This is a genomic window from Acinetobacter sp. YH16056_T, from assembly GCF_024605895.1.
Taxonomy (GTDB): domain Bacteria; phylum Pseudomonadota; class Gammaproteobacteria; order Pseudomonadales; family Moraxellaceae; genus Acinetobacter; species Acinetobacter amyesii.
The window spans coordinates 1,380,341-1,402,596 of the sequence record NZ_CP094545.1; the positions used below are offsets into that span (position 1 = coordinate 1,380,341).

The 22,256-nt window shown below is 40.1% G+C and carries 17 protein-coding genes and 2 pseudogenes; 12 read left to right on the top strand and 7 right to left on the bottom strand.

Annotation, left to right across the window (positions count from 1 at the left end; genetic code table 11):
* Positions 1-124: 124 nt before the first annotated feature.
* The 6 genes and pseudogenes from MST17_RS06960 (at position 125) to rapA (ending at position 12,658) form a co-directional block, all read left to right on the top strand.
* Positions 125-2,866, top strand: a complete 2,742-nt coding sequence (locus MST17_RS06960; protein ID WP_180027037.1) for an autotransporter assembly complex family protein — start codon at positions 125-127, stop codon at positions 2,864-2,866.
* 21 nt (positions 2,867-2,887) lie between these two features.
* On the top strand, positions 2,888-7,408 hold the full coding sequence (locus MST17_RS06965) for a translocation/assembly module TamB domain-containing protein (RefSeq protein ID WP_180027038.1): 4,521 nt from the start codon (positions 2,888-2,890) through the stop codon (positions 7,406-7,408).
* A gap of 338 nt (positions 7,409-7,746) precedes the next feature.
* A pseudogene (locus MST17_RS06970) lies at positions 7,747-8,077 on the top strand (IS3 family transposase); the annotation flags it as partial.
* A 119-nt stretch (positions 8,078-8,196) separates the two neighbouring features.
* A pseudogene (locus MST17_RS06975) lies at positions 8,197-8,901 on the top strand (phosphopantetheine-binding protein).
* A 133-nt stretch (positions 8,902-9,034) separates the two neighbouring features.
* Complete coding sequence (locus MST17_RS06980; RefSeq protein WP_180027039.1) at positions 9,035-9,679, top strand: RluA family pseudouridine synthase; 645 nt, start codon at positions 9,035-9,037, stop codon at positions 9,677-9,679.
* 141 nt (positions 9,680-9,820) lie between these two features.
* Positions 9,821-12,658 (top strand): RNA polymerase-associated protein RapA, encoded by a 2,838-nt coding sequence (gene rapA / locus MST17_RS06985; RefSeq protein WP_078188819.1) that lies wholly within the window; start codon positions 9,821-9,823, stop codon positions 12,656-12,658.
* Positions 12,659-12,768: 110 nt separating this feature from the next.
* Here the strand turns inward: rapA and MST17_RS06990 are convergent, their stop codons facing one another.
* Positions 12,769-13,206: a hypothetical protein gene (locus MST17_RS06990; RefSeq protein ID WP_180027040.1), complete on the bottom strand. Its 438-nt coding sequence runs from the start codon at positions 13,204-13,206 to the stop codon at positions 12,769-12,771.
* Positions 13,207-13,718: 512 nt separating this feature from the next.
* On the opposite strand from MST17_RS06990, the gene MST17_RS06995 reads away from it, so the two are divergent.
* Complete coding sequence (locus tag MST17_RS06995; RefSeq protein ID WP_078193592.1) at positions 13,719-13,982, top strand: PAAR domain-containing protein; 264 nt, start codon at positions 13,719-13,721, stop codon at positions 13,980-13,982.
* Between the two features lie 106 nt (positions 13,983-14,088).
* Positions 14,089-14,886 carry an alpha/beta fold hydrolase gene (locus tag MST17_RS07000; RefSeq protein ID WP_180027041.1) on the top strand — a complete coding sequence of 266 codons (798 nt, stop codon included), beginning with the start codon at positions 14,089-14,091 and terminating at the stop codon, positions 14,884-14,886.
* Between the two features lie 64 nt (positions 14,887-14,950).
* Here MST17_RS07000 and fabR read toward each other — a convergent pair whose 3' ends face one another.
* Complete coding sequence (fabR, locus tag MST17_RS07005) at positions 14,951-15,649, bottom strand: HTH-type transcriptional repressor FabR (protein ID WP_078188804.1); 699 nt, start codon at positions 15,647-15,649, stop codon at positions 14,951-14,953.
* Positions 15,650-15,793: 144 nt separating this feature from the next.
* Between fabR and MST17_RS07010 the strand changes: the two genes are divergently transcribed.
* Together MST17_RS07010 and MST17_RS07015 are read left to right on the top strand one after the other, a co-directional pair.
* Positions 15,794-16,861, top strand: a complete 1,068-nt coding sequence (locus MST17_RS07010) for a flavin reductase family protein (RefSeq protein ID WP_180027042.1) — start codon at positions 15,794-15,796, stop codon at positions 16,859-16,861.
* Positions 16,862-16,873: 12 nt separating this feature from the next.
* Entirely contained in the window at positions 16,874-17,968 is a 1,095-nt protein-coding gene (locus MST17_RS07015) for an acyl-CoA desaturase (RefSeq protein ID WP_078193588.1), read from the top strand.
* A gap of 81 nt (positions 17,969-18,049) precedes the next feature.
* On the opposite strand, the gene MST17_RS07020 is transcribed toward MST17_RS07015, so the two are convergent.
* From MST17_RS07020 to MST17_RS07030, 3 genes are all read right to left on the bottom strand, one after another.
* Entirely contained in the window at positions 18,050-18,253 is a 204-nt protein-coding gene (locus MST17_RS07020; RefSeq protein WP_078188800.1) for a hypothetical protein, read from the bottom strand.
* Positions 18,254-18,429: 176 nt separating this feature from the next.
* Positions 18,430-19,059, bottom strand: coding sequence for an HAD-IB family hydrolase (locus tag MST17_RS07025; RefSeq protein ID WP_180027043.1), 630 nt, complete (start codon positions 19,057-19,059; stop codon positions 18,430-18,432).
* Complete coding sequence (locus MST17_RS07030) at positions 19,026-20,231, bottom strand: DUF1615 domain-containing protein (RefSeq protein ID WP_180003816.1); 1,206 nt, start codon at positions 20,229-20,231, stop codon at positions 19,026-19,028. The genes MST17_RS07025 and MST17_RS07030 overlap by 34 nt, the downstream gene beginning before the upstream one ends.
* A gap of 277 nt (positions 20,232-20,508) precedes the next feature.
* On the opposite strand from MST17_RS07030, the gene MST17_RS07035 reads away from it, so the two are divergent.
* Together MST17_RS07035 and MST17_RS07040 are read left to right on the top strand one after the other, a co-directional pair.
* Positions 20,509-20,691 carry a hypothetical protein gene (locus MST17_RS07035; protein ID WP_168377709.1) on the top strand — a complete coding sequence of 61 codons (183 nt, stop codon included), beginning with the start codon at positions 20,509-20,511 and terminating at the stop codon, positions 20,689-20,691.
* Between the two features lie 161 nt (positions 20,692-20,852).
* Positions 20,853-21,020: an acyl-CoA thioesterase gene (locus MST17_RS07040; protein WP_373683444.1), complete on the top strand. Its 168-nt coding sequence runs from the start codon at positions 20,853-20,855 to the stop codon at positions 21,018-21,020.
* Between the two features lie 91 nt (positions 21,021-21,111).
* Here MST17_RS07040 and MST17_RS07045 read toward each other — a convergent pair whose 3' ends face one another.
* Positions 21,112-21,282: a hypothetical protein gene (locus MST17_RS07045; protein WP_171262568.1), complete on the bottom strand. Its 171-nt coding sequence runs from the start codon at positions 21,280-21,282 to the stop codon at positions 21,112-21,114.
* A 315-nt stretch (positions 21,283-21,597) separates the two neighbouring features.
* On the bottom strand, positions 21,598-21,972 hold the full coding sequence (locus MST17_RS07050) for a hypothetical protein (protein WP_180027044.1): 375 nt from the start codon (positions 21,970-21,972) through the stop codon (positions 21,598-21,600).
* Between the last annotated feature and the right edge of the window lie 284 nt (positions 21,973-22,256).

Here is a 22,256-nt window from a genome sequence, read left to right on the forward strand (position 1 = left end):
TCTAAAAAAATCATGTAATATGTTTTTGAGTTTGGAGATGGCGAAAAACCAATAGATATAAGATCTTTAGCTCTACATCTGGTTGACTAAGTCCATTACATAATGAAATTTGTTAGAGTTTGCTATGCCTGCAAAAATCAAGTTTAAAAAAACATTGCTTCATCACAGTATAGCTCACTGCATACGACAGCATCATAGCAATAAAAGTCTATATATGAGCATCTTTTTGACCTTGTGTGCTCAGCATAGTTTCGCCCAAACTCCCGCAGAAACGGTTCCAACATCTGCAGATACAAAAGCAGAGATTGTTACTGAAATCAAGGATGAGGCTGTAAAGCAAGGGCTATCGACGCCTGAAGCAATTGAAAAAATTGAAAATATAAATGAGCCGGAAGAATCTGTTGATAGCATGAAAATGCTGCAAGAACAGCAGCAAGCAGGAACACAACTACAAGAATTTAAACCCATTGAGTTTGAAGATTTAGAAAACTTACCCGTGACACCTGTTGATCAAAACATGGCGAATGAAATCTTCCAAGTTGCTGAAGAAGCCAAACGTCAAGCACAGGAGTACCGTGCAACACAGCAAACAGAAATTGCTGTTGCGGATATTACCCAAAAAGAGTTAACGGAAATTAACCAAGCGCCAGTCAATATTGATCAGCTCATGGGTGAAATTCGTTCGGATAATGAAATTACCGCGACACGAAATGAAAATGCCAATACTCTGCAAGAGCTGCATAACCCAACAGTTGAGGATGATGTAGAGCCAGGTATTTTCAAGCGCTTATTATATAAAGTACGTCCGCCACGTCAGATGAATACGGCAAAAGTGCCACGAATTAGTGCGGATGTTGAAATTACCTCAGCACATAACACCAGTCAAACGTCGAGTAAGGCCTACGGTGCGGCACTGGAAGATCTCAAAGCCAATATTAAAGGTAAGCTTTCAGGTTTTACTCAAGAATCCTTTAGTGATTTTCCATCGGCTTTGCCTCAATTACGTAGCTTGTCCAATCAAGCCGCGCAAGCCGTGGGTTTCTATCAATCAGAATTCAAATTTGAAAAAGTGTCTGACAGCAAAGTTCGTGTATTGGTTACACCAAATACGCCTGTGCAAATTGAAAAACAGAATGTTGAATTTTCTGGGGCTGGGGCGAACCAAGCTCAGTTTCAGGTGATTGGTGTTTTACCAGATCAGGAAGAAGGTGACATTCTTAATCATGGTGAATACGAAACGACGAAAGGCCGAATTAATGATGCAGCAACTAATAACGGTTATTTCGACTCGTACTGGCGTTTGCACGATGTAAGAGTGGCTCAACCACAAAATACAGCCGATATCAATTTGCGCTTTGAGACGGGTGAGCGTTATAAGCTTGGCGAAGTCGAATTTCGAATGAGTGATCCTAATGCAGAGTTTCCATTGGATCGCGATATTTTAGAAAGTTTGGTGACGTGGAAAGATGGTGCTGACTATACTTTCTGGCGTGTGAATGGTTTGGCTAATAACTTGACCAACTCTCGCTATTTTAACTACACCTTGGTTGATTCAATTCGACCAGACCCGATAGAAAAGCCACTTGAATTGCCCCCGGATATTCAAACCTTGGTCGATCAAAATCAGTTGTCAGAAAGTTCACAAGTAGTGAAAGACAAAACGGAAGTGATGTCGAATAAGGAAGTCACGCAAAAAGTGGTTAATGAAGACCAATTTGCGGGGGTGAATGATGCAGAGCAATCATCTAAATTACGCAGTTTGCAAGATACGCAAGATGCCAAACAAGCAGAACAAGAACGTTTAAAAGCGCAAGCACGTGAAGATAAAAAAGTCCCTGTGATCGTGACACTAAATGCAGATAAGTTGAATAGTGCAGAAATTGGTGCTGGTTTTGGTACCGACACCGGTACACGTGTTCGTGGCCAGTATCGTCGTGCCATTGTAAACAAACGTGGTCATTCTTTTGACGCCAACATGGAAGTATCCAAAATCCGTCAATCGATTGATGGACGCTATAACATTCCATATAACCACCCATTAAATGACTATGTCAGCTTAGTCGGTGGTTATGAACGTGAAGAACGTGATGATGTCGGTCAAGGTGTTAATCTTTCCATTGAATCTGCTGTAGCGGGTGTGGACCGGATTATTAAAAACCCCCGTGGTAGTTGGCAGCACACCTTTGGTTTACGTTATCGTTTGGACCGTATTACTGATGACGGTCTAAGTCCAAGTGATGACATTCCAGATGCATTCTTGGTGAATACCAACAATGAACAACAGTCCTTGATGTTTGGCTATGAAATTTCTCGAACCGACTCTGATAAACGTGTGAATCCGAGTAAAGGGATCAAGCAAACCTATAAAGTTGAAGTCGGAAGTGAAAGCTTACTTTCAGATGCTGATATGGCGATCTTGAATGCGGGCTGGCGCTTTATTTATTCGTTGGGTGAAAATGATAATCACCAAGTCGTTGGGCGCAGTGATTTAGGTTATATTCTGACAGAGAACTTTGATAAAGTTCCTTATAACTTACGCTACTTTACCGGTGGTGACCAAACCATTCGCGGCTTTGACTATAAGAGTTTAGCGGCCGAAGAAAATGGCTATAAAATTGGTGGTCAAGTCTTGGCAACGGGTTCATTAGAATATAACTACCAATTTAAAGAAGGCTGGCGTGCTGCGGTCTTTAGTGACTTTGGTAATGCGTACGATAAAGACTTTAATACACCGACTGCATATAGCGCAGGTGTGGGGATACGCTGGGCTTCTCCAATTGGCCCAATTCGTTTAGATGTTGCTACTGGACTTTCTGACGACAGCAAACCAATTCGTTTACATTTCTTTATTGGTTCACAATTATAATTTTTAGGTGATGTGTTTTTTATGACTGAACAAGAACAGCAAGAATCAGAAAACGAAACGCCGGTAGAGCAACTGCCGAAGAAGCGTCGTATTCTTCGAAGTGTCATTTTGACCTTCGTGTTCGTGCTTATCTTTTTGGTGGCTGCATTGGCGGTCATGTTCTCTACAGACAAAGGCAGTAAGTTTTTACTTGACCGTGTTCTGGAACGTCAGCAAATCATTCACTATGAATATGAAGGTGGTAACCTGTGGCGGGGCATTATTCTACGAAATGTCCTCGTTACGCTAAAACCTGTCGATGTAAAAATTGACCGTGCCGATATTACACTCGGTTGGCGCGCCATTATTAATAAAGAAATTCATTTAAATAAGGCAGATGTTAAAAATCTGCAAATTATTACCAAGACCCCACCTAGCGATAAACCTTTTGTATTTAGTGAAATCCGTTTGCCGTTCGTACTTCGTGTCGATCATGCAGATCTAGATCATATGCTGATTAAAACGCATAGTTCAGGTGTGGATTTTTATGATATTGAATTAAATGAAGCGCTTTGGTCTGGGACGGAATTAAAATTTGAAGATACCCGTATGGATATGGGCTATTTATCCGTGCGCCAAGCGTCTGGGAATATGAAATTTGAAGGCAAGTATCCGCTAAATGCTGTGGGGATTGTCAATTTACCTTCACTACGTGAAAGCTTGAATATTCATGATATTCAAGTGGTGGCTAAAGGATCGTTGGATACAATTCAAGCCGGTGTGGCAACACATACCCCAGATCTTTTAACTGGTTGGGCTGTGGTCCATCCGATGCGTCCACATGTCCCGATGTTTGGTGCGCTCAAATTTAAAAACTATCATTTACCGTTACTGACTGAGCAAAAGCTCTTTGCTAAAAATGGTCTGGCAAAATTCAATGGGGATATTCAGCGTCTCAATTTAGATTTAGACACGGACCTGAGCGGGGCCAATATTCCTGAAGGTAAATATACTGCGCTCATGAGTACGGACTTGGTCAATCAACTTGATATTACTAACCTAAATGGTCAAGTGATGGGCGGCGCTGTCAATTTGGGCGGCGTGGTGAGTTGGAAAGATCAGGTCACTTGGGATGTAAGCGGTCGTTTAGATAAAATTAATCCAAAACATAAGTTGATTCCGCAGGTGGTTCAAGATTTTCTACCTGTGAGTTTAAATAGTAAGATTGCGTCCAAAGGGACCCTTGAAAAAGGCATGCACCTGACGGCGTTGGTGGATTTTGATCAATATGAAACTTGGAATTTAAAACTCGATCAAGCGCCTGCTAAAAATAATAAAGCTCAGCCGATGCTGATGGATGTGTCTTGGAAAAATATAGACCGTGCAGTGCCATATGTTGGATGGTTGAGTAGTGATTCGGGCAATGTGCAATTGGCGCTTACAGAAGGTCAGCAGAACATCAACGTGGCGACCACAGTGTCACGACATGAAAAAGGTGCTCTGCCTGCTGGACAATATCAAGCCAAACTGAATCTGAAAAATAACAATCTCAATGTCCATGCCTTTAGTTATGTGGCCGACAAAGGTCAGCTCAAAGGTAACGCAGTTGTAGAATTGCCTGATCAAAAACGTATGCTGAAATGGCAAGCCAATGTACAAGCACAGCAGTTCAATCCGCAAACCATCGTAGCTGCTGCGCCTGTCGATCAAATTACAGGGTCATTAAAAGCCAATGGTTATGCAAAACCAAATCAACAGATTATTCAGCTGAATAATATTGATTTGTTAGGCCGACTAGCACAGCAAAATGAAACGGTTCATTTAACAGGTAAATCTACTGCTGCGCTGACTTTCCATGATGAGAAACAAGGTGGAGGCTTTAAAGCTTTTGCTGTGAATTATGATGGTGGCCTCAATGCAAGCCAAGTTGCCGCAAGTAAAGGCAGTTTGATTTTCAAAGTATCTGGCACACCTGAATTAATTAAAATAGCCGAGCTGCGTCATGATGGCGTGGCAGGTAAAATTTCTGCCAATGGACAAGTTTTACTACAAAAAGCCATTGGTTGGGATATTAATGCATCACTGGTGCATTTTAAGCCGCATTATTTTGCCTCAAATGTACGGGGTGAATTATCTGGAAATTTAAAAACCAATGGTGTGTGGTCAGATGCGCTAAAACGTATTCAAATTGAACGTCTGAATTTGGCAGGTATGATCAATAACAAACCTGTCCGTGGTCAAGGTAACTTGGCGATGGTGATTAATTCAAATCAATCCGGCTTTATGCCAAAACAGTTTGAAGCGAATAATTTGCTGTTGGCTTATGCCAATAACCAAATTCAAGCCACTGGTAATGCACAAAATTTACAATTGAAAATTAATGCACCAGCGTTATATGAAATTTATGCAGGCCTACGTGGACGTGCTCATGGCTACTTAAATGTTCAAGCACAGCCACGACTGCAAGCATCTGCCAATATCGCAATAGATGACTTCGCTTTTAATAATTTATTCAGTGTGAAAAAAATACGGGTGCAAGGCGAGTTGCCAACTTCTGCGACTTCACCAAGTTTATTAACGGCAACGATGGATAATTTACGCAGTAACAACCGTGAGATTGTGAAAGGTCAAATTTCACTGGCCGGTACACGTAATGCGCATTTATTAAAAGTCAGTGCTGAAAATAAATTATCAAAATTTTATGTGCAGTTAGCTGGTGGTTTTAACGCACAAAATAATTGGCTTGGTCAGATTCAAAAAGGCGACTTTGACTCCTTGCGTACACGTCTTGTGCAGCGTCAAAATGCATCGATTATTTACAACACTGCACAGTCTGACTTATTTGTCGGCGCACATTGTTGGATGAGTCAGCAAAGCGAATTATGTTTTGATCAGCCGATCCGTGTGAATAAAAACCGCGGCAATGTATCTTTTGTGACAAAAAACCTAGACCTAAACGACTTCGCAGCATTTATGCCTGAAGGCCTGGCGATTACGGGTAAAGTGAATGGTTATGCGAAAGCGTCTTGGGCGAAAGGTGCAAAACCTAAAATTGATGCACGTTTAGTGACTCGTGACGGTTTACTCGGTTTAGCGGCTGAAGATCCACAGTATTTAGCATCCACTTTAAAATATGACGAAGTAGGTTTGATTGCGAAAAGTGTCGCTGAAGGGCTACAAATTCGACTCGATAGCAAAGCTCCAGATATTGGTACAGGTTATGCCAATATTATTATTGACCCGTATAAAGCCAACAAACCGATCCGTGGTGAAGTGGCCTTTAACCAAGTTCAATTGAAAATCTTAAAACCATTTATACAAGATGTCCGTTCAATGGGCGGTACGTTGTCTTATGCGGCAAAAATTAGCGGAACATTGTCTCAGCCTTTAATGGATGGTGAGATTCGAGTGAAAAATGGCTCGATTAGCATGATTTCATTGCCTGTGAACTTGACCAATATTCAGTTGTATTCTGCTGTGCGTCAAAACTACGCGACGATTGATGGTGCATTTAACAGTGGGCGTGGTGTGGGCAAATTAACCGGAAATATTGACTGGAAAAATGATCCACGTATCCAGTTGAATTTAACGGGTAATGAAATGTTGGTCCGTCAAGCGCCATTGATCACCGCTGTTGTAACGCCTGATTTATCTTTAGATGTGCTGCCTTTCAGTAAGAAATTAACCTTAAAAGGTAAAATTGATGTGCCGCGTGCATTGATTTCGATGCCAGAATCGTCTGCAACAGTGGTTGGGGTATCTTCAGATGTACGTGTGGTACATGAAGGTGATAACCAACTTGAAATCTTAAAATCAGCACGTCCTTGGGATATTCGCGCTGACGTACAGGTGAATATTGGTAATCAAGTGATTTTCCAAGGTTTTGATAGCCGAATTCCGTTGATTGGTCGTTTGAATTTGACACAACGTGGTTTAGAAACAGCAATGCGTGCCAATGGTGCAATCGGTGTTTCTCAACGTGTGAAAATTGAAGCTTATGGTCAAAGTCTGGACTTGAACCGTGCGATTGCTCGTTTCAATGGACCATTGGCAAACCCAACTTTAGATATCGATGCCAATAAAGCCGTGCAAGGTAGTACTGTTGGGGTTCGTGTGACGGGTACGGCATCAAGTCCTGCAATTCAGGTGTATAACGATGCAGGTCTGTCTGAACAAGAAGCCTTAAATGCCTTAATTACAGGTCGTATTAATGAAGGAAGTTCAGGTTTAAGTCAGGCGGAAGGTTTCCGTTCTGATGTGAACAACACGATTGCTGCTGCCGGTATTAGTATGGGCTTGGGTGGTACACGTGCATTGACCAACCAAATTGGTCGTACATTTGGTCTGAGTGGTTTGGCACTAGATGCTCAAGGAACAGGGGATGATACTCAGGTTTCTGTGACGGGTTATATCACACCTGACTTATTCATTCGTTATGGTGTCGGGGTATTTACACCAGTGAATAAACTGACCTTACGTTATCAAATGAATCAACGTTTGTACTTGGAAGCGAGTCAGTCTTTAGAACGTGCAATCGACTTGTTTTATAATTGGCGTTTCTAAGGTATTGAATTATAAGTGATAATCTAAGTTTTTAATAAAAATTCTTGTTTATGGCTGATCTAATAATTTTTAGACTAGACAAAAATAGGTCTATAAAGCGGTTTTGTGTAACACAACCCTTTAAGAAAGATCCTACAATCATACATATTTGAAGTGCTTAAAGCGGGTGTAGAGCTATTAAAAAATAAAAGAGGTGTGTTTCCACAAACAGTAGCTCAAACAATTGGCCTCAAAAAAGTATTAAATTTGTTGAGAGAAGGATCAGGAAATTTGGACAATTGACATAAGTATATTTGTCTCTCTAAATGATGTTGTAAACATCAATATATCAGTATTTTATGGCACATGGACCAAGAAGAAATCATTCAAATGATTTTAAAGCTAAGTGAGCATTTGCTGCGATTAAAGCGGAAAAACACTTGTTGAATTAAGTGCTGAATTTGATTTTATCAAAACCAAATTATCGACTGGGAAAATCAATTGATCGCAGCCTCATTGCAAGCTTTCGATCAATTAAAAGCTCTTATAGAACTGCAAATTGATCTAAAAAAAACTACATGCAAAAATCGGCGAGCAGGCATGAAAAAGTGATTTTTCAGAAGGTGTGTTGAAGAAAATGGGGCGCTTCAACCACAAAAGTTAATTTGCAGCTCACTTCAAATTTCAGTTTTAGTTGTCCAACAAGTGAAATCACCTCCAAGTACATCATCATAAGATGAAAGCCACTTTGAGACTCGGTTCTGCGGTAACATAACTGTTGTTCCAACATGAGTTTTTACCGAGCCTGTATGCTTTACCCAATGCCTAAAAAAATCCAATTTGCACCTTCTCAAGCGAAATGGCAGCTGTCATCAACACAGTCGGTATTGGTGCTGGTTGGTTTACAAAATTTACGCATGCAGCAGGGCATACAAGATACGTAGTTGATGGAAAATTTGATCCAACTGACCAATAAAGCCAAAGCCTTAGAGATTCCTATTGTAGATTTATATGGTGATGATTTACTTCAAGGCATGCAGCAGCTCGGTGAATATGCAACAACACACCCGCAGCTCATCTTTGCAGGGCAAATCACGCCTATGCTGAAACAGATCTTGCCGCATCTATACAGCGTGACAGAGCAAATCTGTATTGTTGATGACGCAATTGTGCTGAATAATCAGGAACAGCATATTCTGTGGGTGGACTCCATATCAGGCCAAGGTATCCATCATATGAGTAGTTATAATTTGATGCGGCTTTGGAATCTGTCAGCGCCAACGGAATTTGTTTTGTCAGCCAAAGGCATATTATTGGCTATTGCAGAGCAGCTAGATATGGACGCTTTGGAAATAGATCCCTTAACCGATTTACGCAGTTATGGGCTTGATTCCGTTGCCATGGTCAGCTTAATTGGTTTGTGGCGTGCCAATGGTGCAAACATCCGTTATGAAGACTTTTTAGATGATGCAAGTCTAAAAGCATTGCTAGAAAAATTGCTCAGTACAGACTAAACAAAGCCAATTGGAATTATTTTTGTTCTAAATCGGAAAATACGTCGGGAAATATGGCTTTGTGCATTGTAATTGTTGGCTAAGCTTTTTATTATTGCCGCCTTGTTTTTCGAGATCAGAACTGGATTGAACTTTGAGTAATTTTCTAACCGAACACCTGATACATCGTGACAATGACTTTATGGTGATTCATAAACCAGCAGGTTTACTCACAGTTCCGGGAAAAACAGCAGATTTACAAGATTGTGTTATCAATCGTTTATTGGAAATTGAACCTAAAACGTTATTGATTCATCGTCTAGATCGAGATACTTCGGGGATTTTGGTTTTTGCACTCTCCCGTCAAGGGCAAAACCGTATTTCACGACAGTTCCAAGAACGTCAAACCTCGAAAACTTATCAAGCTTTGGTTGCAGGAACACTTGAAGGTGAAGGTACAGTCGACGTGCCTGTGGTGTATGATCCAGCACACCCACCGTTACATATTGCAGATCCTGCACATAACAAACCCGCGCTGACACATTGGAAAGCCACTGAACATTTTGAAATTCAGGGTAATCCAGTCACGCGTGTCGCTTTAACCCCCATTACCGGTCGATCACATCAGCTTCGTGTTCATATGCAATATTTAGGTCATCCTATTGTAGGTGATACTTTGTATGCAACACCTGAGCAACAGCAGCTGATGCCGCGCTTATGTTTACATGCTGAGCGCTTGAGTTTTAACCATCCTGAAACTGAGCAAACAGTGGAATTTCACTGTCCTGTACCATTTTAGGAAAATCATTTAAATCCCTAAGAATTCTGCTCACTATTTAGTGGGCTTTATGTCAAAATATATTGCTTTATGGTCTAGATTTTTGCTCAAATAACGTTCACAGTTTGAGCATAATATTTTCAGACCGAACTTGAGAAAAAGGTGGAAAAATTGCAGCAGTTTGCTATTGGTCAACGTTGGTTATCAGATACAGAAACGGAACTGGGTTTAGGTGTTCTTATTGATGTTGATGAGCGATCGGTCAGCATTTTATTCCCGAAAAGTGATGAAACTCGTGTCTATGCCCGTCACAATGCACCTTTATCTCGTATTGTTTTCAATGTAAATGACGAAGTCCAAGACCAAGAAGGTCAAATTTGGATTGTCGAATCGCTTGAAGACCGTGGTGGTGTGGTTCGTTATAACGCGGTACGTAAACTGGCCGACGGTACAGAAGAACGTAAAGCACTGAATGAAACACGTATTGGTGCAAGTATTCAGTTAGCAAAACCATTAGACCGTTTACTTGCAAGCCAAGTAGACTATAAAGAATGGTATGACCTGCGTATCGAAGCATTGCTTCTTCAAGCCAATATGAAGTCTAGCCCTTTACGTGGCCTAGTGGGTTCACGTGTGGGTCTCATTCCACACCAACTGTATATTGCGCATGAAGTGGGTAAGCGTTTTGCCCCACGTGTATTACTTGCTGACGAAGTCGGTTTAGGTAAAACCATCGAAGCCGGTCTGATCATTCATCAGCAACTCAAAACGGGTCGTTCAGAACGTATCTTGGTCTTAGTACCTGATTCATTGCAATATCAATGGATGATTGAAATGCGTCGTCGTTTCAATCTTGAGTTCTCATTATTTGACTTGACGCGTACAGCTTCGATTAAAGAACACGATCCAGACCTCAACCCATTCTTAACTGAACAATGCATTATTGCTAGTGTTGATTTGATGATCGACCATGATGACTTGCGTGAACAAGCGCTTGAAGCTGGTTTTGATTTGCTCGTGGTCGATGAAGCCCATCATTTAATGTGGTCAGAAGAAGAAGGCGGCAATGACCGTTATGACCTTGTTGAAGAACTTGCTGAAAAAACTCCGGGTGTCTTGTTATTAACCGCAACACCTGAACAATTAGGTGTGGAAAGTCACTTTGCTCGTTTACGTCTACTTGATCCACAACGTTTTAGTTCGCTTGATCGTTTCTTGGATGAAGAAGAGCAGTATCACCAAACAGCTAAAATTGCTGAAGTGCTTATGTCTGATCTGCCACTCGAAGAAGGGCATTTGGCAGCGATTGAAAGCCTATTAGGTCATCGAATTACTGACGAGCCAGAACAACGCTTCCGTGCCATTCACGAATTATTAGACCGTCATGGTACTGGTCGTATTTTATTCCGTAATACCCGTGAAGCGATTCAAGGCTTCCCAGGTCGTGACTGTCAGCCTGCACCATTACCTGCACCAGAAAACTGGTCTAAAGATGGCAAACTACGTGAACAAATGTGGCCTGAAGAAGCGCAGCTTGATGGCTCGTGGATGGAAACCGACCCACGTGTGATGTGGTTGATGGAACGTCTGCGTACAGATCTGAAACACAAAAAAGTGTTATTGATTGCACGTAGTGGTCCAGTGGTTGAGTCTTTAGAAAATGTACTTCGTTTGCATGCGGGTATTCGTACAGCGATGTTCCATGAAGGCATGAGCTTATTAGAGCGTGACCAAGCAGCAGCTTACTTTGCTGAAGAGTCATACGGTGCGCAAATTTTACTATGTTCAGAAATTGGTTCTGAAGGTCGTAACTTCCAGTTTGCATCGGACTTAGTTTTGTTTGACTTGCCTGCAAACCCAGATGTACTTGAACAACGTATTGGTCGTTTAGACCGTATTGGTCAAGAAAATCGTATTCAAATTCATGTGCCTTATCTGGTTGGTACTGCTCAAGAGCGTATGTTCCGTTGGTATAACGAAGCATTAAATATTTTCTGTAATATCTCCCCGACAGCGCAAACTCTCCAAGAAAACTTCATCGTCAATCTGAAAGATTGTTTGTTGGCAGATAAAGGCCAAGAGTTTGAAGATCTGCTCGAAGCGGTGAGTGTACAACGTGAAGCACTTGAAGCTGAACTTCAAGAAGGTCGTGACCGTTTACTTGAGTACAACTCTTGCCGTCCAATCGTGGCGCAAGAAATTGTGACTGCACTTGAAGACTACGACGACAATACAACCTTACCAATGTTTATGAAGCGCTTCATGGCGTCTACAAACATTGATTTTGATGAGCAAAGTAATGGTACCGTGATCATCAAACCTACGGATCAAATGCAAGTTCAAGGTCTGACTTTGGACGAAGAAGGTATGACGGCGACGTTCTATCGTGACCAAGCACAGATTCGTGAAGATGCTCAGTATTTAACACTTGAGCATCCATTCACTGAAAGTGTGATGGAAATGATTAATACACAAAGCTTTGGTAGTACTAACGTTGCTGTATTGAAATCAGCAGCTTTACCACAAGGTTCTGTGTTAATGGAAGTGTGGTTTAAAGTCGATGTCGTTGCACCGAAAGCACTGAATTTGCCGTCAAGTTTGCCACAACAGTTGGTTCGTGTATTACTAAGCGAAAAAGGTCAGGATTTATCGCAAAAAATTGCACCTGAAATTTTACGTCCTTATTTACATCATCTTGATGGCAACAGTTGCCGCCAAGTGGTTAAGGCGCGTCGTGATGTCATTGAACAGCGTTATACGCAAGCGCTTGAAATTGCTCGTGGTGCATTACCGGGCTTTAAACAACAAGCCAAAGAAATCTATGGTAGCAAATGGCAGTATGAAATTGACCGTTTGACTTATTTGAAGCAGTTCAACCCAAGTATTCGTGAAGACGAAATTGCACGTTTACAAAAACTGCAAAAAGAAGGTTTAACACTGCTTGATGGTCTAGCGGTTACACCAGAAGCGATTCAAATTATGGTAGTGGTTAAGCCATAAGTTAAGAATCTTAAAAAAGCACCTTCGGGTGCTTTTTTTTATGGCTAAAATTATAACTGTAAAATTAATCACGACAGATTTAAGCTAAATCTTAGTTTTGTATTATTTTTTTAATCTAAATTGTCGACATCGGCATAAAAAAAGTAACTATTTTTCAGTAATTCTACAGCTTGATCAAAATCTTCTAGTTCATCCAACATATAAAATATGGCTTCGAGCTTGGTAAAGTCCGGATGATTTTTTGCTAACTGAATTTGGATCGTACATCGGTCTGCTTGGCTGCGTGTTGCATAATGAGCAGTAAGTAAATCAAAGTTGATGTCAATGCATAGCGGCTGTTTTAAAGCAATGGCACCAGAATAAGCATGTATTTCAGGTAATAAACGTAAGACTAAATCAGCCTCTTTGCTTTCCGCCACGATGAGCTCTGGGTCTGCGGTCTTACACAAGGCGAGTACTTCAGTTAACAGGGTTGAGTCATCTAGTGTATGGTCTAACACGATGACTTTTTGCGGTTGGGTTAAATCAAAGTCATTTATTAAAATCATAAAACCTCCTGAAAATAGAATGGTTATGCTTTATTTATCTGCGCTATAAAATGAAATGGTGCTATGTATCGAATCTAAAATTTTCTAAAAATGGTTTTGAATAATGTGTTCAATCTATGAACGATCTAAAGTTAATCATGGTGTAGAAACACACCTTGTTCTGATTCGAAGCTCAGTTAAATACTGAAATTGTAAAATAGGGCGCTATGCTTCATGCTCATTGCTAGACCCAATATACATGCTTTGATTAGTAAAAGAATCGGCATTGCGACATAAGCTGTCGTTGTTGGTGTCGATTGAATTATGAAAGTGAAATTATTAAATGTATTCGGACATATAGCGATAGCATCATACTTAAATGATTGATCACGAACTGTCTTAATGTCGTGTTTTGATGATTTAGTTAAGTAAAGTTTTGGCTTGGTTAAATTTATACGTCGATGCTGGCGAGTTGAGGGCAGTTCCGTTAAAATGCTTCAAATTTCAGCGGTTCGTTAGAAGAAAATAAAAATATGAAATCCTTAATTACTTTAGGTAGTAAAACGTCACACGGTGGTGTGGTTTCAGAATGTGAACCTTCATTTGTGATTAATGGTATTGCGGTACATTTAAATGGCATGAAACATTATTGCCCGAAATGCAATTCGACTGTGGCTGCGATTGCGGCAGATCAAAGTACAACGGTCAAGGGGCGTGGTGTTGTGGTTGCTGGAGATAAAACCACTTGTGGCGCAACCTTCTTACCAAATCAATCAATGGTCGGTTCACAAAAATAATCTGCATACTGACTTTTAGGTCATCTAGATAAGCTCTTTGAGTCCTGTTTAAATCGTATTGATCTCTTTATGATGGGTCATCATCAGTTGATTGGATGAGTTTTAGATGAAAAGCGCGATCCATTTTACCCATGCCAATGGTATTCCTGCCGCGAGTTATCGAAAGTTTTTATCCTACTTTTCACCGCAATTTGATGTGAAGGCGATTCCGCTGATTGGTATGGATGAGCGCTATCCGATCACCAAAGATTGGCGATATTTGGTCGATCAAGTCATCGCAGATATTGAGCACCAATTTCCAAAGCAACAAGTGATTGGGCTAGGGCATTCTTTTGGCTCTTTAGTCACCCTGATGGCGGCTTATAAACGTCCAGATTTGTTTTCACAACTGATTATTATGGATCCACCTTTTGTAATCGGTCCTAAGTCCGCCATTTTTGAAGGCATGCAAAAATTAAAGTTCAAAACTGTCGATAAAATCACGCCTGCGGCGATTACGCTGAAGCGCAATGATCATTGGTCAAATTTGGATGAAGCCTATACGGCTCTGCGGAATAATCGTTTATTTAAAAGTTTTGATTCGCAGTGTTTTGAAGATTACTTTGCACAAGGCATTCAAGCTGATGAAAAACGCGGTGGCGTGACCCTCAGCATTCCAAAAGCCGTCGAAGCACAAATTTTCCGTACAGTGCCTGCATGGTGGTGGCGTACCCCACGGAAAGCCCCTCAAATGCCTGTACACCTTATCACCGCAAATGACAGCCATTTTTATAAACAAGGTTTGCCTGACGGAATGAAGAAAACCTATGGTATAGATTATAGTGTGGTTGATGGTGGGCACATGTTTCCACTTGAGCAGCCGAAACAGACAGCGCTACACGTCATGCAGTACTTACAGCATTAGAAAAATATATTTTGCTCATAAAAAAGGAGACCTGAACGTCTTCTTTTTTTCTCACCGTTAATTTTTAGCGAATTTGGGCTTCGTCTAGATGGCGAGCACCTTCCAATATCATACGAATCATAATCATGGTTTGTTCGGCAACTTCTTTGCGTTGTTCTGTCGGTAGATCAATGACTTTCGCACCCATGTTAAACACCAATTGGGTAATACCACGTGCCACGATGTCAGGATGAGCCAACTTGCTCTGATTTAAACGCTCTAGGACGATTAAATCTTCTCTTAATTCTTGTTGGAAATAGTTGAGTTGACGCTCAACTGCATTTTTATAAGAATGCGAACCAGTATAGCCTTCACGAAGCAACAGGCTTAAGTTGCCTTCATCGGCATCTAGCTGCTGAATAAATACTTCAACTGAACTACGAATAATACTGCTTTGGCGTGATGCCTGAAGGCGTGCTTCATGCAAAATTTGACGTAACACACCGCCAGCTCGATCAATCAACTCAATGGCTAATTCATCAATATCTTTGAAATGACGATAGAAACTATTTGGAGCAATGCCAGCTTCACGTGCAACTTCACGCAAACTCAGTGATGAAATACTTTTTTGTGGACCAATTAAATTAAGCGCTGCCTGAAACAGTTCTTCCTTGGTAATTGTTGCTTTACGACCTACAGTGCGAACTGTAAGTGGAGTTTCAGCTTCAGAATGTAAATCTTCCTGGTACATGTTAACCATATTCGTCTGTGCAGACTGAGTCATATTTTTTAATAGATTAAAAACATTAACATATTATAGCGTCTGCTAATAGCTTTTGTGAAAATGTCGATTAAATGCACAAGCGTATATACAAATATATATACATGTGTATAATAATTAAAAACCTCCCATGAGTTGTATTTGATTATGCATGTACTCGAAAAAGCGAAAAAGCCTTTAAACGCAATCAAAGACAGTGTTGTAGACGTCAATGCGGTAAATTTCTGGTTGCAGAAATTTAATCCGTTATGGTCTGGTAATCAAGCACTCGGCAAAATTGTACAAAAAGAAAATGCAGCAAATGAGATGGTTAGCCTAACCATACAGGTGAACCGTTTGTTTAAAATTGGTGAAGCTGGTCAGCATCATCCTGTTTTTGCTTGCGTAAATGGTATCCGTTACGAACGTACTTATAGTTTGACTCAGTTGGATGATCAACACGTATTACTTAGCGTAAAAAAAGTGAATACGGGTATTGTGAGTACTTGGCTCGTAGAACAAGCGCAAGTGGGTGATATCTTAGAATTTGGTCAGCCTTTTGGTGATATGACTTTGGTGTCAAATTCTGCGCCGTTGCTACTATTGGCTGCGGGTAGTGGTATTACGCCAATGTTGAGTTTGTTGAAAGGGATGAGCAAAACTAAGCAAATTGCGGAGCAACCAATTCAGTTAATGTACTGGGTTAAGTATCACGATGATGCCGCATTTAAATTACGCTTCGAAGCTTTGGCAAGTCAATATCCAAACTTTAAATTTCAAATTTTCTTTACCCAAGAAGATGTTGCTGATCCACGATTAAATGGCTCTCACGCTGCTCAAATTAACAACATTGAGTACACTACAGTGTTTGCATGTGGTCCATCGGGTTTCGTCACTCAGGCCGAAGCGTTATTTGATCATGCACAGTGCTTTATGAGTGAAGCATTTAGCATGAGTCCAATCGCAACGGATGATATTGGCTTTGTGAATGTCACGCTTACACAATCCAATAAAACCGTCAGTATTCCAAAAGGCCAATCAATTCTAGCGAGTCTTGAACAGCAAAATATCAAACCAAATCACGGTTGCCGTATGGGCATTTGTAATAAATGTGCCTGCAACAAAGTTGAAGGTTCGACTAAAAATATGGTCAATGGTAGCCAAAATACAGAACCGGGTAATTTACTCAAAATTTGTGTGAACTCAGCACAGTCAGATCTCGTTATTGATTTATAAGGTAGAAAAAATATGAACATGCCTGTAAAAATTGAATATTTTAAAAATCCTAAAAACCGTGAGTTAACCCAATCGCAATTAGATGAACTTGCGCGTGAGCTTGACGCGATTAAGCAAGAAGTTTTAGATGACTTAGGTGAAAAGGATGCGAAATACATTCGTCGTGTGTATTCGACTATTCGATATTCATCTATGGCTGGTCGTGCATTATTGTTTGCAGGTTGGTTTCCGCCAGCGTGGATTTTAGGCACAGGTCTTTTAGGTTTTGCCAAAATCATGGAAAACATGGAATTAGGTCATAATGTCATGCATGGTCAATATGACTGGATGAATGATCCTAAATTCAATGGTCAGACTTATGAATGGGATATCGTGGGTACTGCAGATAACTGGCGCCAAACTCACAATTTTAAACATCATACCTATACCAACATTAAAGGTATGGATGATGATATTGGTTATGGTCTCGTTCGTTTGTTCCCAGAACAGCGTTGGAAGCCGGGCTATCTATTACAACCGATTTATAGCATTCCATTTTGCTTATTGTTTCAATGGGGTGTTGCCATTCAAAACCTTGAATTGGGTAAATACTTTAAAGGTCGCAAAACAAAACAGCAGACCAAAGAAGAATGGAAGCCAATGCAAGCCAAAATCGGCAAGCAATTATTTAAAGACTATGTGTTTTTCCCGCTTATTGCAGGGCCGGCAGCATTACCTGTGCTCACAGGGAACCTCGTTGCGAATGGTCTTCGTAACATTTGGACGTTTAGTATTATTTTCTGTGGTCACTTCACCAAAGATGTTGAAGTTTTCCCGAAAAAAGTACTTGAAAATGAAAGCCGTGGACATTGGTACATGCGTCAAATCCGTGGTTCTTCAAACCTTACTGGTTCAGAAGCATTTCACATTTTGACAGGGCATTTAAGCCATCAGATCGAACACCATTTATACCCTGATGTTCCTGCGCGTCGTTATCGTAAAATGGCGCCAAAAGTACAGGCCGTATGTGAAAAATATGGTTTGAACTATAACAACGCAAGCTTAGTGAAACAGTACGGCAGTGTACTAAAACGTATTGTGAAATATGCGTTTCCATTTAAAAAGTAATAAACGCTACACTAAATTTACGGGAAAAAAAGCCATGCAATTGCATGGCTTTTTTATATTAACTTTGGGGAAATATCTATTTTACTTTTTGATATGTAATTTGAGGATCTTAATCAAATTCATATAATTTCCTTTTTTAGCCATACGAATGACCAATTCAATTTCTTCTTTCGTCCACATCTGGCGAGTGGCTGAGAAGGCAAATTGAGCAAGGAGTACAAATGGATTTTCGCCAAATTTAATATGGAGGCCTTTGACATATTTCGGTGGATTGAATTGATTCATATTCTTTTCCCGCTTTTAATATTTGACCGCATTATTTCTAATTAATGAGAAAAATAGCACACTATAAAGTCAAAATAAAAGCAGAATTTTCAAAATTTACCCATATATTAGAGCGACTTAAATTTAAGTTTGTGATTGTTAACTTTGATTAATAAAACAAACTAAATTACTCGACTTTAGTCGAGTTCTGGTAGGCACTTATCCTGTCCATTCATGAAATGGTGGGTGGCCAATTCAAACATGGCGAGGTCTTCATCGCTATTTCCATAGGCATAAACATGCTCATAGTCTTGAAGGTTAAATTGCTCCAAAACGCGAATTTTCTTTTGCTCACCACTACAGTCTAAGGTTTGATACAAACCAGTCAGTATTTGGTCATTGGCTGCTGTTTCGGTACAAATCAGTTTGACCCCGAGCTTTTCAGCCACAGGTTTAAGATATAAATCGACGGAGGCCGAAACTAAAACGACTTCATGACCGCGTTTTTGGTGTTGCTGTAATTGTTCATACAGTGAAGGATTGAGTTCTGCCATCAAATGTTCAGCATATTGCGCTGCTTGATTTAAAATGTGCTCATGATTGGCTTGGCTAAACATTGCGGCATATAGGCGAGGACGCATTGCATGTGCAGGATATAGCTTGAGATAATAGCCTTGAATCCAAGGAAGAATTTTAATCCCTTGGCGCACGATATGCCTTTTAGGCAGGGAATAGAAGATGAACCCTGTAAAACTGTCTTTATTACACAGGGTTCCGTCAAAATCAAATAAGGCTAAAGTTTTAGGTTTTTGATGCGGCGCATGCATGTTTGATAACGTCCATCGACTCGTGTGGCAAACCAATTGGTATTGTAATCACGGCTTAATTTTGGCCCCGAAATTACGACTTCAGGCATCATGGCGTAAAACGGTTCTTTACCAGTCTTTTCTTGGTACAATTTTTTGACCGCTTTATACGTCAAAGTATCTTCAAAGTCCTGATCTTTTTCTTTTTTAAGATCTGAACGAATTTGACGTGGCGTCGCGATCACATTGTTTTCTGCAAAAACGGCAATCAACGCGGTTTCAGACTGGCTTTTTGCAGAACGTGGAGAACCATCTTTATTATAAAGTAAGAGGTCACCATCTAAGCCGAGCTCAGCAGGGGTCAAGTCATTCAACATGCTTTGGAATGCCGCATTACGACTCGAATAACGACCCGAGTTATAATCTGCAAAACGATAAATCGGTTTGTCATATTCAGCCGGATACATCATTAAACGGTGGATGCCATAATACAAACCGCCATATTGGCTATACATGTCTGTGCGTAGTGCGGCAATATTTCCACCTTGGCGTTTGTGGTCTTTGGCATAGCCTATATGGACTTGCATCGAACCCAAAGTAGTAATTGGGTTGAGCTTTTCACCAATATCTTGTCCAACCAGTTTCGCTGCGCCCGTCAAAGCACTCACGTGATAATGTTTAGACATATAGTCAAAAATTTCACGATATAACTCGTCTAGTTCACGTTCAGTTTGTACACGGCGCATTTGGCTCAGATAGTTATCTTCTGGACTCGGTTGATTTTTTAACACATCTTGGAAATAGCCAGCGACTGTACCACCGATGCCATCACCCAATTTATCTTTAAACTTTTCTTCAAGACGATCTTGAACTTCTTTGACGGCTTTTTCACCGAGTCCCGGCACATGCGGGTCGGCAACAAAATTGGACTCTTGATCGACTACAGCAACAATCGTACAAACATTTTCTTTCGTGGTTGGAATACCGAGCTGATCACTAATGTCGTAGATATCATTGGCCCATGACAGACGTTCATTCACGCGAGGTGGAATGGCTTTTTTGATCTGTTCCGCTTCCATAGTGGGTTCATCTTTGCTCCACCATGAACCATTACCACAGGCAGCCAAGCCAATGGATAAAGCCAGTACAGAAAGGGATTTAAAGCATAATGTGGTCGAAAAAGTTTTGTTCATATTTTCCAATAAACTCAGCCATATGGGGGCGACAAAGCAGGTGCAGTATACTATGCAAAATACATAAGTAATGAATAAATATGTATATGTCTCATAGGGGACTGTCAATCTATTTATGGAGATCTACGCGTGTAAAAACAAGCAGTTCTGTCAGGATGATTGGAAAAAGAATGCTTTTTGAGCTAAATAGATGAATATTCCAATATCATTTTCAACAGATTATAAAAAATGCAGGTATATACTAGCTGAAATCCATAAATTTTTTAAGGGGATTATTATGCCAGCTAAATTTTTCAGTCGTTTCTTGGGTTTGATTGCGTTAGTTATGGTATTGGGGGCAATCATTATTAACTTTGTTGTGGCTAAACCGATGGTGGAATATTGGATCTTACTCTTACTACCTTGTTTTGCCGTTCCAATTTTAACCTCAGTGATGATCACGAAGGATGAAAATCTTTAACATCATCGTTCAGTAAATCTATATTTCAATCCAATAGATGATGAATACTCAGTCTGTGCAAAAAGCTCACATCGGGTGGGCTTTTTGTTGATGTGTCTAAAGTATTTTATACTGTGCAAATGAGAAATTTAAAACGCCAGCACAAATTAAAGGTATCAAACGTGATTTGGTCAACTGAACAAGATGCCGTGTTGATCGAACATGCAGATTTAGCTATGTCTGAATTAATCCAGCACTTGGGATTTAGTGAAGAAGACATTTTACAAAGAAAAAAAGTATTGGGTTTAAACCGGCGGGCACGTCAAATTCAACGTTTATATTTTAAATAATTGAAATCAAATTCATTGAAAGCTGCGACAGATCTAAAATGTCTGTGAATTTAAAAACCCACAATCTGTGGGCTTTTAAATTTTTGCTCAATTATTTTGCAACAGCTTCAGAAGCAGGAGCCGCTTCAGTTGCATCTTGAGCAACTTCAGTTGTTTGAGCTTCAGATGCAGCAGCTTCAACTTTTTGTTCTTCAGCAGCAAATGTAGTTGCAGCAGCAGCAGAGATAAGTGTAGCGAAAAGTACTTTGTTTAAAGTTTTCATGATTCAATCTTCAGTCTATTTTTTTGGAAAAAACAACTTAATGTATTAATCATGATAAAAGTGTAATTAAAATGAGTTGTTATGTGTCTAGATTGTGAACATTTGCGAAAAACTTATCAAAATAAATCAATAGTTTGAAATCCATTACAAAATAATATGTGTCATTCAAATGTCGTTTAATATTTGAAAGGCTTTAAAAAGAAAAACCCGAATAAATCGGGAAGTGTATTTTACATTGTTATTACAGCGAAACTTACACACTTTTCGCTTAATAACAATTTATCGCACAATTGTGACGCCATGATGAAAGGGAGATTATTCAGCAGGGCATTCAATTTTGAGTTTTTCTTTGTAATAGTCCTGTGCAATCTTTAAATCATTCAACATTTTATCTTGAGTATAGTCTTGGGCTGCGAGTTTGAGCATGGCAGGCATGTAGTTAGTTTTATATTCATGAGGGTAGTCATGACATAAGACTTGGGTTTTTTCCTTGATCGATGTACTTGGAGCATCTAAAACATCAAGGTATTGACTGATTTGCGCATCTGACTGCTCAAATTGTTGAGTCGCTTGTTCCGTTGTTAAATCAGCGTTTTGGCTTTCAGCTGCAGCCATCTCGTCATTGGGTTGTTGGCAGGCAGTCAAAAAAGTAGCGAAAAATATAAAAGAGAGAATTTTCAATTTTTTCATAAATTTCAACTCACAGATGTGAATTTATCGGGTTTAAGTTTTCAATGATTTTAGCAGTATCCCTCTATAGTAACACCTGTACAGGCAGATCTGCTGAAAGTCTGATGTTGAATCGATAGTGTGTTAACTACATGGCTGATGCATAAGTTTCAACGACTCTTAAGCAAAAGCGTAGAAATTTTTGTATGGAATTACTAAACTATCGCATTGCAAATTTGCCGTCCAATTCCGAGGCTTCAAATTCCTCAATTCAATCGTTGAGCAATGTTGATATTCATTGTCAT